This is a genomic window from Streptomyces sp. NPDC096136, assembly GCF_044763325.1.
Taxonomy (GTDB): Bacteria; Actinomycetota; Actinomycetes; order Streptomycetales; family Streptomycetaceae; genus Streptomyces.
Genome location: NZ_JBIWFZ010000008.1, coordinates 173454 through 187370 on the forward strand (window position 1 = coordinate 173454; position 13917 = coordinate 187370).

Below are 13917 nucleotides of genomic sequence, written 5' to 3' on the forward strand. Positions count from 1 at the left end.
GGCTCTTCCGACCCTTCGGGTTCCTGTGGTTCCTGCGGTTCCTGCGGTTCCGGAGACTCGTCCACATCAGCTTCATCGGGGCGACTCAGAGAGGTCGCCTCGCCCGGTTCCACCGGATCCGATTCATCCGGCTCCTTCCCCCCCTCCCCCGAACCGGGTCGATCGTCCACACCCCGATCCGGGGCATCGGGTTCCACTGGAGCGTCAGTGTCACCTTCCGCCCCATTCCACGCATCCTGGGATTCCAGGAGGGTTTCATGAGGACTATCGGGCTCGAGGGGCTCCACCGAATGGTCATCGAGGGTCTCACTCGGTCGCAGGTCCCGAGCAGGACCACCCTGCTCATCGCTTGCCCCCGTACCACTCTCAGCGGCGTACAGCTCGCTCATGCGACACCTCCGAGCGATCCACAGATGGCGCCGGCCCCAGGAGGCGAAGCACGATGCACCTCCGGCATGAGCACGGTCATGTTCGACACCTTCCGCCACCCCCGTGGATCGATCATGCGCAACACCCTAGCTTCGGGCTCTTCATGACCGGCAGCCAGATCCGGGCCACTCCAATCGGGCACGTAGTGCGGGAGGGGGCTCCGGAAGCCGCGGGCGACCCAGCATGGAGGTCACCTTGATCAAGTCACACAAGGCGTCGGGCGACACCGCTGCGAGCGCGCTGGTCCCACCCGCGCCCGGACACGGCCTCGAACACACTCCGGAAACGCCGAGATCCCGCCCCACCTTGCGGTGGAACGGGATCTCGTGACGATTCCTGAGAGCTACTCAAGAACTGTCGTCTGTGGACCTGTGGGGATTTGAACCCCAGACCCCCTCGATGCGAACGAGGTGCGCTACCAGACTGCGCCACAGGCCCTTGCGACGTGTGAAACATTAGCATCCCTGCGCCGCTGCTCCAAAACGCGTTCCCGGAGGGCGGCCGCCGCCCGCCGCGGGAAGCGTCCGGCAGGGTCGGTGCAGGTCACCCGCCGGACGGCGTCCCCGTCACTCGTTCGCGGCGCGCGGCCGCTCGTCGCTCTCGTACTGGTCGAAGAGCGGGGTGCGCCCGGCGTCGCGGCCGCGCGGGCGCGGGGGGGACGGCTGGGGCTGGGGCTCCGGCTTCACGGGGGCCGGGCCCGGCTGGGCGCGCAGGCGCGGGTTGGTCGGCTCGGCGGCGCTGGAGCGGGTCGCGCTCCAGCCGTCCGGGTTGACCGGGCCCGTGGCGCGCGGTGCGACGGGCGCCGTCACGTACGTCGGCAGTGGGACCGGTACGGGCTCCCAGCTGTCGCCGCGCGCCGGGCCGCGCTCGCGCTCGCGCTGCTGGTCGACCCACTCGGCGTGGTCGGTCTGCTCGACGAGCGCGCGGCGCCCGGCCTCCTGCGGGGACACCGGCGGCGCGGGGTCCGGTTCGGCGGCGCCGGCGGGCTCGGGGGCACGGTCGCGGTCGCGGTGGCGGGAGCGGCTCTCGCGCAGGGCGCGGGCGGCCGCCTCGGCGCGGCGGCGGTCCATCGTGAACTCGTAGCGCCGCCGCTCCTGGACCCGCAGGTGCACGATGTAGGCGCTCAGCAGCAGCGCCGGCACGGCCGGCGCCCACAGGTACCGCAGCCCGCCGACGGCGGCGGCGATCGCGCCGCCGCTGAAGGCGAGGAAGAGCAGGGCCGTGGTGCGCCGGCGGCGCGCGAGGACCTGGAGGCGCTGCTGGCGCCGGACCCTCTCGACCCGCTCGACCTCGACGGATCTCGGCTCGGCCCTGGTCGGGGACACGCCGAGGGCCCGGGCGTCGGCGTCCACGGAATTCACCGTTTCCGTCGCCGCGTCCGGGTCCGCGTGGGGCTGGGGCTCCGCCTGGACTTCACCGCGCTCACGCAGCCCCTTGGCGTAACGCCGCTCCATTCCCGCCCGGCCGGAAAGCAGCCGGATGGCAGTGGAGAAGCGTTCCGTCGGACGCGCTTCGTTCAGCTCGTCCTGCCTCCGGAGCCACATGGGCACCAAGTAGGCGGCCCAGGCCCCCACGATGACTGCGTAGATGAGGCCGCTGCTGCTCACACCCCACACCGTAGAGGGGTGCGGCCGACCGGATCAGCCAATTGGGCCGGTGTGTCGCACGATCCGGCTGATATCACCGACTTTTTTTGTGATTCTTCGGATCAGGTTATGGGCGAATCGACCATCAATTCGAACGCTTTTGCGATTACCTGCTTTAAGGGGCGGTCACGGGCGGCGGGCTTTCCTACTTGCGCACCCGGTTCCAGCGGCGCAGCAGCCCCTCCGGAACCTCCTCCGCGGTGAGCGCGAAGACCAGGTGGTCGCGCCACGCCCCGTCGATGTGCAGGTAGCGCGGCCGCAGCCCCTCCTCGCGGAACCCCAGCTTCTCCACGACCCGCCGGCTGGGGCCGTTCTCCGGGCGGATGCAGACCTCGATGCGGTGCAGCCCGACCTTCAGGAAGCAGTGGTCCACGGCGAGCGCGAGCGCCGTCGGCATCACCCCGCGGCCCGCCACGTCGCGGTCCACCCAGTAGCCCACGTGGGCGGCGCACATCGAACCCCAGGTGATCCCGGCGACCGTCAGCTGGCCGACCAGCCGCCCCTGGTACTCGATGACGAAGGGCAGCATCCGGCCCGCGTTCGCCTCGGCCCGCAGGTGGCGGACCATCTGCCGGTACGTCGGCCGGTGGATCACCGGCCCCCACGGCGCCGGCGGCGGGATCGTGGCCTCCCACGGCCGCAGCCAGTCGCGGTTGCGCCGGTTGACCTCGCGCCAGGCGCGCTGGTCGCGCAGTTTTATCGGCCGCAGGGTGACGTCGCCGTCCGCCAGCACCACCGGCCAGGACGGGCCGTTCAGCTCGGGCTCCCGGGTGCCGCGTCCGGTCTGGGGTGGTCGCCGCCCCGGATCTGGTCGACGGCGTGCGGCAGGATCCGCGACAGCACGGCGAGGCCGTCGCGGACGCCGCCCGTGGAACCGGGCAGGTTCACGATCAGCGTGCGGCCCGCCACGCCGGCCAGACCCCGCGACAGGGCGGCGGTCGCCACCTTGGCGAGGCCCTCGGCGCGGATGGCCTGCGGGATGCCCGGGATCTCGTAGTCGAGCACGCGGGCGGTCGCGTCCGGGGTCCGGTCGGTCGGCGAGATGCCGGTGCCGCCCGTGGTCAGGATGACGTCGTACCCCGCGGCCACCCCCTCGCGCAGCGCCTGCTCGACGGGGTCCCCGTCCGGGACCACGCGCGGGCCGTCCACCGCGAAGCCCAGCCGCTCCAGCGCCTCGGCGAGCAGCGGGCCGCCCTCGTCGGCGTACACGCCCTGCGAGGCCCGGTTGGAGGCGGTGACCACCAGGCCGCGGGGGGCGGGCGCCTCGGCGGCCGGCGGGGCCGCCTCCCGGGCCCCGTCGGCGGCGGGCGGCAGGTGGCTGTGGACCTCGCCGCCGCGCGGGGGCGTCACGAGCGGGTCCAGTCGCCGGACTTGCCGCCCGTCTTCTCCTCCACGCGGACGTCGGTGATGACCGCGCCCTTGTCGACGGCCTTCACCATGTCGATCACGGTGAGCCCGGCGACGGCGACCGCGGTCAGCGCCTCCATCTCCACGCCCGTGCGGTCGGTGGTCTTGACGGTGGCGCGGATCTCGACGGCGTCGTCGGCGACCTCCAGGTCCACCTTCACCCCGGAGACCGCCAGCGGGTGGCAGAGCGGGATCAGGTCCGGGGTCCTCTTGGCCCCCATGATCCCGGCGATCCGCGCGGTCGCGAGGGCGTCGCCCTTCGGCACCCCCTCGCCGCGCAGCAGTTCGATCACCCGGGACGAGACCAGGACGCGGCCGCTCGCGCGCGCCGTGCGGGTGGTGACGTCCTTTGTCGATACGTCGACCATCCGGGCCGCGCCGGCCTCGTCGATGTGCGTCAGCCTGCTCTGCGTACTCATGTCTACGTGCCGCTCCCGCTCCGGGCCCCGAAACGCCGGGGCCTGTGTGGTGCAACACGCTACCCGCACCGGGCGGTCCCCAGCCGGGCAGGACCACTGGCCGAACAGGGCGTCCGGCCGTGCGCGACGGCCGGCCGGACGGGACCGCGGGCGGGCGCGGGGGCTACCCGAGCGGGACGACCTCCAGCTCGGTGCCGGGCTCCACCGAGGTGACGTCCTCCGGTACGACCATCAGCGAGTCGGCGTGCGCCAGGGCGGCGATCAGGTGCGAGCCCGATCCGCCGACCGGGCTGACGGTGCCCGCCTCGGGGTCGTACGCGCCGCGCAGGAACTGCCGGCGGCCGGCCGGGGAGCGCAGCGGCTCGTCCGCCTTCAGCACGGCCCGCACGCTCTCCCGGCTGACCTGCGACGCCGGCAGCCCCATCAGGGCGCGGATCGCGGGACGCACGAACAGCTCGAAGGAGACGTACGAGGACACCGGGTTGCCGGGCAGCGCCAGCAGCGGGGTGTGGTCGGGGCCGACCGTGCCGAAGCCCTGCGGCTTGCCTGGCTGCATCGCGAGCTTGCGGAAGTCCACGCCGCCGGCCTGCGGCTCGTCGCCGTCGCCGGTGCCGGCCGCGGTGAGGGCCTCCTTGACCACGTCGTACGCGCCGACGCTGACCCCGCCGGTGGTGACCAGCAGGTCGGCGCGGATCAGCTGGTCCTCGATCGTCGCGCGCAGCGTGTCGGCGTCGTCGGCGACCGCACCGACCCGGTAGGCGATGGCGCCCGCGTCCCGGGCGGCGGCGGCCAGCGCGAAGCTGTTGGAGTCGTAGATCGTCCCGGCGGCCAGCGCCTCACCCGGCTGGACCAGCTCGCTGCCGGTGGACAGGACGACCACGCGCGGGCGCGGCCGCACCCGTACGGTGCCCCGGCCGATCGCCGCCAGCAGCGCGATCTGCGGCGGCCCGAGGACGGTGCCGGCGGCCAGCGCCAGGTCGCCCGCCTGGACGTCGCTGCCGCGCGCGCGGACGTGCGCCCGCGCCTCGGCCGCGCGGTGCACGCGCACCTCGCCGCCGGCGCCCTCGGGCGCGGCGCTGGCCGGGGTCATCCCGGAGGCGGCGGCGCCGCCCGTGCCGCCGTCGGTCCACTCGACCGGTACGACGGCTTCCGCGCCGGGCGGCAGCGGGGCGCCGGTCATGATGCGGGCGGCCTGGCCGGGGCCGACGGTGGGCAGCTCGCCGCTGCCCGCCGCGACGTCCCCGATGACCGTGAGCACCGCGGGGAACTCTTCGCTCGCGCCCTGGACGTCGGCCGTGCGGACGGCGTACCCGTCCATGGAGCTGTTGTCGAAGGGCGGGAGGGCGACGGGCACGGTGACGTCCTCGACCAGGACGCAGCCCTGGGCGTCGAGCAGCTGGAGCTCGAGGGGCTCCAGCGGCCGGACGGCTGCGAGGACGTCCGCGAGGTGCTCGTCCACCGACCACAGGCGCTGCCGGCCGGTGTCCTGCGGTGCGCTGCTGCTCAAGGTGCTACATCTCCTCCGTGACGTAACGGTGAAGCCAGGTGCGGAACTCCGGGCCCAGGTCCTCACGTTCGCACGCGAGTCGGACGATGGCCCGCAGGTAGTCCCCCCGGTCCCCGGTGTCGTAGCGGCGGCCCCGGAAGACCACGCCGTGCACCGGGCCGCCCACGCTCTCGTCGGCGGCCAGCTTCTGCAGGGCGTCGGTGAGCTGGATCTCCCCACCGCGGCCCGGCTCGGTCTCCCGCAGTATGCCGAAGATCGCGGGGTGCAGGACGTAGCGTCCGATGACCGCGTAGTTGCTGGGCGCCTCGGCGGGCTCCGGCTTCTCGACGAGGCCGGTGATGCGGACGACGTCGCCGTCGCCGGTCGGCTCGACGGCGGCGCATCCGTAGAGGTGGACGCTGGCGGGGTCGACCTCCATCAGGGCGATGACGGTGCCGCCGGTGTTCTCGTGGACCTCGACCATCCGGCGCAGCAGGGGGTCGCGCGGGTCGATGAGGTCGTCGCCGAGGAGGACCGCGAAGGGCTCGGCGCCGACGTGCGGCTCGGCGCACAGGACGGCGTGGCCGAGGCCGCGCGGGTCGCCCTGGCGGACGTAGTGCATGGTGGCGAGGTCGCTGGACTCCTGGACCTTCTTCAGCCGGTCGTCGTCGCCCTTCGCGATCAGGGCCGACTCGAGCTCGTAGTTGCGGTCGAAGTGGTCCTCGAGGGCCCGCTTGTTACGTCCTGTGATCATGAGGACGTCATCGAGGCCGGCCGAGACGGCCTCCTCGACCACGTACTGGATGGCCGGCTTGTCCACGACCGGGAGCATTTCCTTGGGGGTCGCCTTGGTCGCCGGGAGGAAGCGAGTACCGAGGCCCGCGGCCGGAATGACGGCTTTCTTGATCACGGGGTGCGACTGAGTCATGGGCAGAACCATAGTGGGTCGTACCGAACACCCGGCCAGATTCCGGTAAATAGATCCAACTCTGTCCCGATAGAAAAGGAAATGTGACCGAACTGTGGTAGAGAGCCCGCCCGGAAACCTCCCGTTCCCTCCCGAGAAGACCGCTCTGCGCCGGGAACTCCTCGCCGCCCGGCGGACCTTGTCCCCCGCGGCCCGTGGCGCCGCCGCCCGCGCGCTCGCGCGCTCCGCGCTGGCGCTGCCCGAACTGGCCGGCGCGCGCACGGTGGCCGCGTACGTCTCCGTCGGCGCGGAGCCGGGCACCCGCGAGCTGCTCGACGCGCTGCGGGACGCCGGCAAGCGGGTGCTGCTGCCCCTGCTGCTGCCCGACAACGACCTCGACTGGGCGGCGTACGAGGGCCCGGACAGCCTGGCCGAGGCCGCGCACCCGGGCAGGATGGTGCTGCTGGAGCCCTCGGGCCCGCCGCTGGGCCCGCAGGCCGTCACCGGCGCGGACGCCGTGCTGCTGCCGGGGCTGGCGGTGGACCGGCGCGGGATGCGGCTCGGGCGCGGCGGGGGCTCCTACGACCGGGTGCTCGCGCGGCTGGAGCGGGCGGGCGCGCATCCGGCGCTGGTGGTGCTCCTCTACGACGAAGAGGTGGTCGCGCGGGTCCCGGAGGAACCGCACGACCACCCCGTCCAGGCGGTCGCCACCCCGTCGGGGGTGGTGCGCTTCACGACCTGATCACGGCGTCCGGATCACGGTCCGGACCACGGCGCCGGGACCGGGTCGTGAGCGCCGCTCACGGCTTGAGCGTCAGGGTGTCCACTGTCGACTTGTCGACGGCGGCCTTCCCGAACGGCCAGTCCAGCAGCTCACCCTTGGCCCACAGGGTCGTCTGGTCCGTGTAGTTGCCGTTGTACGCGTGGCCCGAGGCGCCGGTCAGGTTGATCCAGCGGGACTTGTCCAGGTCGCTGAGGTTGACGACCATCCGCATCGACGGCACCCAGGTGACGTCGTACCCGCTGGAGGCGTTCCAGCCGGTGGCGTTGACGGTGGCCTCGCCGCCGCCCAGGTTCCACGGGCCGCGGTTGAGGAGCCACTGCATGAAGCCCGGGCCCTCCTTGCCGATGGTCTGGTTCTTCAGCGTCAGCTGGTGCAGCCGGCCCCAGCTCCAGGTCGACTGGTCCTTGCCGAGCTTGGCGGTCAGCTCCCAGCGCGCGTCCTCCATCGCCCGGGCGAAGAGCTCGTCGCGGGTCTTGATGGGCTTGTCGTGGACCGTCTTCGGGGTGGCGGTCCACCACGGCGACTTCTCGTCCTTGACCAGGCGGCGGACCACCTCGAACCACCGGTCGCCGCCGTCCGGCTGCGCGGAGTCGGGGCCGCGGGTGCCGCACTCGCGGACGGTCTTGGCGAGGTCGTCGTTGGGGCCGGTGCCCTCCTCGATGACGTTCATGCAGCTGCCCTCGACGCGCAGCTCCTTCGGCATCTTGTCGCCGAACGCCAGCTTGAGGATGTTGCGCCAGACCGCGTTGAAGTACGCGGCCGCCGCCGAGTCGTTCTCCTGGGTGTAGTTCCAGCCCTCCAGCAGCTTCTGCGCCGAACGCACGTCCGGGTCGGAGACCGGGATCTTGGCCAGCATCGGGGTCAGCAGCGCGGCGATCTCGCTGCTGTTGTCCATCTGCATGGTGCGCATGTCGTCGGTGGAGATCTTGCCGCTGTCCTTGATCTTCGCCTCGATGAGGTCGTTGATCCGCTGGCTGCGGGCGCCGTAGCCCCAGTCGGTGGTCAGCACGTACGGGTACTTGCCCGCGCCGGTGCCGGACTCGGTGACGGCCTGGTTGGCGGTGACGATGTAGCCGCGCTGCGGGTTGAGCTCCCAGGGCAGCTCGTTCTGCGGGATGTAGCCGGCGTTGCCGTCGCGGCCGCCCTTCCAGGCGTACTTGGGGTCCCAGCCGGGGGCCGGCATGCGGCCGTCGCCCTGGCCGCGGACCGGGATGCGGCCCGGGGCCTGGTAGCCGATGTTGCCGTTGGCGCCCTTGTTGTCGGCGTAGATGAGGTTCTGCGACGGGACCTCGAAGTCCGCGGCCGCGGCCCGGAAGCTCGCGAAGTCCTTGGCGCGGTCGATCTTGAAGACGGCGTCCATCGACTTGCCGGGGTCCAGGGCGGTCCAGCGCAGGGCGACGGCGTAGCCGGTGCCGCGGTCGGGGGCCGAGCTCGGGACGGGGGCGCGGGAGCCTACGGTCTCGAGCTCGTCGCTGCGGTCGGAGATCAGCGGTCCGTTGTTCGTGGTGCGGACGGTGATCTTCTTCGTCGCGCCGCCGGCGACCTTGATCTCCTCTTCACGGGTGGTGAAGGGGACGACCTTGTTGTCGTAGACGTAGCCCTCGGGACGGACCTGCTCCAGGTAGAGGTCGGTGACGTCGGCGCCGAGGTTGGTCATGCCCCAGGCGATGTCGGCGTTGTGGCCGATGACCACGCCGGGCATGCCGGAGAAGGTGAAGCCGGCGACGTCGTACTGGCACTGGGCCGAGACGGCGCGGCAGTGCAGGCCCATCTGGTACCAGACCGAGGGCAGCTGCGGGGACAGGTGCGGGTCGTTCGCCAGCAGCGGCTTGCCGGTGGTCGTGTACTTGCCCGAGACGACCCAGGAGTTCGAGCCGATGCCGCTGCCGTTGGGGCCGAGGATCGCCGGGATGTCGTCCAGGGTCTTGGCGAGGGAGGTCAGCTGCGTGCGCAGGCCGACGGTCGCGCCCTGGGCGCTCGCGTTGTCGGCGAGGCCGGTGGCGGGGTTGGTGCCGCCGTTGGGGGTCGCCTGCGAGCCGGTGCCGGTGGTGGAGCCCGTGGTGCCGGTGGTTCCGCCGGTGCCGGTGGTGGAGCCGGTGCCCGTGGTGCCGGTACCGGTCGTGCCGGTGGAGGTGCCCGTCGTGGAGCCCGTGCCCGTCGCGGAGGTGCCGGTGCCCGAGGTGGTGGCGCCCGGGGTGCCCTGGGGGGCGTACTTGCCGCCCGCGACGGTGCCCCCCTCGACGATCGACTTGTTCCGGTCGAACGGGTACGCCGGGTAGAGCTCGTCTATCTGGGCCTGCGTGAGCTTGTTCGACATCAGCGAGCGGTCGATCTCGTCCTGCATGTTGCCGCGCAGGTCCCAGGCCATCGCCTTGAGCCAGGCCACCGAGTCGACCGGCGTCCACTTCTCGGGCTTGTAGCTGTCGGTGATCTTGAGGGCGGCGTGCTCGACGGAGAGGTCCTTGCCGGACTTCCCCTTCAGGTACGCGTTGACCCCGTCGGCGTAGGCCTGGAGGTACTTCTTCGTCTCGGGCGAGAGCTTCTTGTCGTACTCCTCCTGCGCGACCTGGCGCCAGCCGAGGGTGCGCAGGAAGGCGTCGGTCTCGACCTGGCCGGAGCCGAACATCTCCGACAGCCGGCCGGAGGTCATGTGGCGGCGTACGTCCATCTCCCAGAACCGGTCCTGCGCGTGCACGAAGCCCTGCGCGCGGAAGAGGTCCTCGTCGTTGTCGGCGTAGAGCTGCGGAATGCCGTGCTCGTCGCGCTTGACGTCGACGGTCCCGGTCAGGCCGGGGACCTTGAGGGAGCCGGTGGTCTGCGGGAAAGAAGCGCGTACGGTGTCCGCGCTCCAGTACGCGCCGTAGCCGAGGACCGCCAAGAGCGCCAGGACCATGACGAGCACGAGCAGGCGTGCGCGTCGTCCCTTCTTCTTGACGGAAGGTCCGGATTCTTTGGCGGGCATCGCTGTCCTTCGAGGGGCAGGGTGGTCCTGGGAGTGCTGGGAGCAACCATAGGCGCAGGACCGCCTCCGTTGATCCGCCAGGGGTCAAGGTCCGTAGGACAGGGGCGAACTGCCGTTTCACAATGTGGGTATCGCGTAAAGAGTCCGTCAAAGATTAGGTAAGGTAACGAAGCACTTGCCGAATACGCCGCCGGTGGAACGTTCCGTCGTGCGCGCTTTGAGGAAAGGGCCGCCCACTGACTGTCCACACGCTCAATGAGCTCCTGCTGGTCTGCTCGCTCGTGCTGCTCGTCGCGGTCGCGGCGGTACGCATCTCTTCACGCAGCGGCCTCCCCAGCCTGCTCATCTACCTCGGCATAGGCATCGCGATAGGCCAGGACGGCATCGGCAACGTCGTGTTCGACAACGCCGAGCTGACCCAGGTCATCGGTTACGCCGCGCTCGTCGTCATCCTTGCCGAGGGCGGCCTGGGCACGAAGTGGAAAGAGATCAAACCGGCCCTGCCGCAGGCGGTCGTCCTGTCGCTGGTCGGCGTCGCGGTCAGCGTGAGCGTCACCGCGGCCGGCGCGCACTACCTGGTGGGACTCGAATGGCGGCAGGCGCTGCTGATCGGTGCGGTCGTCTCCTCGACCGACGCGGCGGCGGTCTTCTCGGTCCTGCGGAAGGTCCCGCTGCCCGCGCGGGTGACCGGCGTGCTGGAGGCCGAGTCGGGCTTCAACGACGCCCCCGTCGTCATCCTGGTGGTCGCCTTCGCGACGGTCGCGCCGGTGGACGCGTGGTACGTGCTGGTCGGCAAGATCGCGCTGGAGCTGGCCATCGGCGCCGCGATCGGCCTGGCCGTGGGCTTCCTGGGGGCGTACGCACTGCGGCACGTGGCACTGCCCGCCTCCGGCCTCTACCCGATCGCGGTGATGGCGATCGCCGTGAGCGCGTACGCCGCCGGCGCGATGGCGCACGGATCCGGCTTCCTCGCCGTCTACCTGGCGGCGATGGTGCTGGGGAACGCGAAGCTGCCGCACTGGCCGGCCACGCGGGGGTTCGCGGACGGGCTGGGCTGGATCGCGCAGATCGGCATGTTCGTGCTGCTCGGCCTGCTCGTCACCCCGCACGAACTGGCGGGCGACTTCTGGCCCGCCGTGATCATCGGACTGGTGCTGACGATGGTGGCGCGGCCGCTGGAGGTGTTCGTCAGCCTGCTGCCGTTCCGCGTCGCGTGGCAGGAGCAGGTGCTGATGTCGTGGGCGGGCCTGCGCGGAGCCGTGCCGATCATCCTGGCGACGATCCCGATGGTGACGGGGATCGAGGGCAGCGACCGCGTCTTCAACATCGTCTTCGTGCTGGTCGTCGTCTACACGCTGGTGCAGGGCCCCACCCTGCCCTGGCTGGCGCGCAAGCTGAACCTGCGCGAGACCGGCGAGGCCGCGGCGGACCTGGGCATCGAGTCGGCGCCGCTGGAGAAGCTGCGCGGGCACCTGCTGTCCTTCGCGATACCGGAGGCCTCGCGGATGCACGGTGTGGAGGTCGGCGAGCTGCGGCTGCCGGCCGGCGCCTCGGTGACGCTGGTGGTCCGGGACGCGAAGAGCTTCGTGCCGGCGCCGTCGACGGTGCTGCGCCGGGGGGACGAGCTGCTGGTGGTGGCCACGGATCCGGTGCGGGACGCGGCCGAGGCGCGGCTGCGGGCGGTGGCGCGCGGGGGCAAGCTCGCGGGGTGGCTGGGCACGGGCGGCGGAGCGTCACTCTAGGTGCCGGAGGGTGGCCGAAACGGCCGCCTGAGCAGGGGATTCCGGTTAGAGCGGCATTCTAATTCGGCCATTTTCGGTGGCTTGCAACCGACCTTGCCCGCATTTCGGAGGGTCGGAATGCGAAGTTCCAGTTAATCGCAGGTGAAGACATGCCTTGTCACCGTAATCACAGGGCGTGGTAGTGGATTCCCCTGTACGATGAAGGCACACCAGATCGAACCAACTCTGCCTGACGCAGAGCTGGCGCGACCGCAAAGCGGCCGTGGCACCCTCCCGCAGTGGGCGCCCAGGTATCACTCGGTTCTGCGCAAGAGGACAGCTCTCGGGGCTCCCACATGTACGGGTGCGGTCGCTCACAAGGCGGCCGGCCGTCCGCAGACGGGGAGCTCTACCAGGCAGCGGAAAGGCCAGGCCGTGACATCCGCGGTCACGACCGACACGTCCGCCCGACCCGGCTACGCGCAGCTGCTGCGCACCCCCGGCGCCCTCTCCTTCGTCCTCCCCGGCTTCGCCGCCCGTCTGCCCTTCGGCATGCTGACCATCAGCATCCTGCTGCTCGTCCGGCACGCCACCGGCTCCTACGGCGACGCGGGCATCGTCTCCGCCGTCACCGGCGTCTCCATGGCCCTGTTCGCGCCGGTCATGGGCAAGCTCACCGACCGCCGCGGCCAGAGCGCCGTCCTCGTGCCGGTCGTCCTCGCCCACGCCACTGCGGTCTCCGCTCTGACCGCGCTGGCCCTCCTCGGCGCCCCCCTGTGGGCGCTCGCGCTGGCCGCCGTCCCGGCCGGCGCCTCCGTCCCGCAGGTCGGCCCCATGGTCCGGACCCGCTGGGCGGCCAAGCTGGAAGGCTCCCCGCTGCTGCCGACGGCGGCTGCGTTCGAGTCCGTCACCGACGAGTTCACCTTCGTCGTCGGCCCGGTGCTCGCCACCGCGCTGTGCACCGGCGTCCACCCGGCCGCCGGCCTGGCCACCGAAGCGGCGCTGACCCTGCTCGGCGGCCTGTTCTTCGCCGCTCAGCGCTCCACCGAGCCGAAGACCGCCCCTCAGGCGGCCCACGGCGAGAAGCACGCCTCGGCGCTGTCCTTCCCCGGCCTGCGCGTCCTGATCGTCGCATTCCTCGGCATCGGCGCCGTCTTCGGCGGCATGCAGGTGTCGCTCACCGCCTTCGCCGGCGAGATCGGCAACCCGGGCGCCAACGGCCTGCTCTACGGCGTCTTCGCGGCCGGCAACATGATCGCCGGCATCACCATGGGCGCCGTCGCCTGGAAGATCGGCCCGCGCCGCCGCCTGATCCTGGGCTACGTCGGCCTGACCGCCACCGCCTCGGTCCTGTGGGCCGTGAACTCCGCCGTCCTGATGGGCGCGGTCGGCCTGCTCGTCGGCCTGTGCATCGCCCCCGCACTGATCACCGGCTACACGATGATCGAGCAGCTCGTGCCGGCCGCCTCGCGCACCGAGGCCTTCACCTGGCTGACCGGCGCGGTCGCCTTCGGCCAGGCCGTCGCCGTGATCGTGGCCGGCCGCCTGACGGACGCGCACGGTTCCTCGTACGGCTTCCTGGTGCCGCTGGCCGCCACCGCGCTCGCGCTGGCCACCCTGGTGGCGCTGCGCGGGAAGCTGGCGCCCAAGGCCCCGAGCCGCGTCGTGAACACGTCCGCGCCGGCCGCCGCCGCAGCCGAACCGGCCGGGCGGGAGCGCGCGGCCGAGCGTGGGCTCGGTCACCGCACGCCCGTAACGGTGGACTGATCCGCCGGAATACGTCACCATGGAGCGTCGTTAGCACTCATTGAGTCAGAGTGCCAGGAGGAAATTCGTGCCGACCTACCAGTACCAGTGCACCGAGTGCGGTGAGGGCCTTGAGGCCGTGCAGAAGTTCACCGACGAAGCGCTGACCGTGTGCCCGAGCTGCGACGGACGCCTGAAGAAGGTGTTCTCCGCCGTCGGCATCGTCTTCAAGGGCTCCGGTTTCTACCGGAACGACAGCCGTGGCGCCTCGTCGAGCAGCACGCCCGCCTCGAAGTCCACGTCCTCGTCGTCCACGACGACGTCGACCGCTTCGGCTCCGGCCGCCGCGTCCTCCTCGACGTCCTCGAGCACGGGCAGCAGCTCCAGCTCGGCCGCCTGACCTCTTACGT

General features: G+C 71.7%; 11 protein-coding genes and 1 tRNA gene. 4 read left to right on the forward strand and 8 right to left on the reverse strand.

Going from position 1 to position 13917, the window contains the following annotated elements; genetic code table 11:
* Positions 1-793: 793 nt before the first annotated feature.
* The 7 genes from ACIRBY_RS19120 to galU form a co-directional block, all read right to left on the reverse strand.
* Positions 794-867 (reverse strand) — tRNA-Ala (locus ACIRBY_RS19120).
* Between the two features lie 128 nt (positions 868-995).
* A complete protein-coding gene (locus ACIRBY_RS19125) occupies positions 996-2036 on the reverse strand; it encodes a hypothetical protein (protein ID WP_403901821.1) in 1041 nt (346 codons plus the stop codon).
* Between the two features lie 184 nt (positions 2037-2220).
* Positions 2221-2811: a GNAT family N-acetyltransferase gene (locus ACIRBY_RS19130; protein WP_403901823.1), complete on the reverse strand. Its 591-nt coding sequence runs from the start codon at positions 2809-2811 to the stop codon at positions 2221-2223.
* Between the two features lie 17 nt (positions 2812-2828).
* A complete protein-coding gene (locus ACIRBY_RS19135) occupies positions 2829-3389 on the reverse strand; it encodes a molybdenum cofactor biosynthesis protein B (RefSeq protein WP_403902044.1) in 561 nt (186 codons plus the stop codon).
* Between the two features lie 32 nt (positions 3390-3421).
* Positions 3422-3901, reverse strand: a complete 480-nt coding sequence (gene moaC / locus ACIRBY_RS19140) for a cyclic pyranopterin monophosphate synthase MoaC (RefSeq protein WP_403901824.1) — start codon at positions 3899-3901, stop codon at positions 3422-3424.
* Positions 3902-4064: 163 nt separating this feature from the next.
* A complete protein-coding gene (gene glp / locus ACIRBY_RS19145; RefSeq protein ID WP_403901825.1) occupies positions 4065-5408 on the reverse strand; it encodes a gephyrin-like molybdotransferase Glp in 1344 nt (447 codons plus the stop codon).
* Between the two features lie 4 nt (positions 5409-5412).
* Complete coding sequence (gene galU, locus ACIRBY_RS19150) at positions 5413-6315, reverse strand: UTP--glucose-1-phosphate uridylyltransferase GalU (protein WP_403901826.1); 903 nt, start codon at positions 6313-6315, stop codon at positions 5413-5415.
* 94 nt (positions 6316-6409) lie between these two features.
* On the opposite strand from galU, the gene ACIRBY_RS19155 reads away from it, so the two are divergent.
* Positions 6410-7036, forward strand: coding sequence for a 5-formyltetrahydrofolate cyclo-ligase (locus ACIRBY_RS19155; protein WP_403901828.1), 627 nt, complete (start codon positions 6410-6412; stop codon positions 7034-7036).
* A 58-nt stretch (positions 7037-7094) separates the two neighbouring features.
* On the opposite strand, the gene ACIRBY_RS19160 is transcribed toward ACIRBY_RS19155, so the two are convergent.
* The gene (locus ACIRBY_RS19160) at positions 7095-10040 is read right to left on the reverse strand and encodes a penicillin acylase family protein (RefSeq protein WP_403901829.1); all 2946 of its coding nucleotides are present in this window, start codon (positions 10038-10040) and stop codon (positions 7095-7097) included.
* Positions 10041-10321: 281 nt separating this feature from the next.
* Between ACIRBY_RS19160 and ACIRBY_RS19165 the strand changes: the two genes are divergently transcribed.
* The 3 genes from ACIRBY_RS19165 to ACIRBY_RS19175 all read left to right on the forward strand — a co-directional run bounded on the left by ACIRBY_RS19165 (position 10322) and on the right by ACIRBY_RS19175 (position 13907).
* Complete coding sequence (locus tag ACIRBY_RS19165; protein WP_403901830.1) at positions 10322-11782, forward strand: potassium/proton antiporter; 1461 nt, start codon at positions 10322-10324, stop codon at positions 11780-11782.
* Positions 11783-12196: 414 nt separating this feature from the next.
* A complete protein-coding gene (locus tag ACIRBY_RS19170) occupies positions 12197-13528 on the forward strand; it encodes an MFS transporter (protein ID WP_403901832.1) in 1332 nt (443 codons plus the stop codon).
* Between the two features lie 67 nt (positions 13529-13595).
* Positions 13596-13907 carry an FmdB family zinc ribbon protein gene (locus ACIRBY_RS19175; RefSeq protein ID WP_366450878.1) on the forward strand — a complete coding sequence of 104 codons (312 nt, stop codon included), beginning with the start codon at positions 13596-13598 and terminating at the stop codon, positions 13905-13907.
* The last annotated feature ends 10 nt before the right edge of the window (positions 13908-13917 follow it).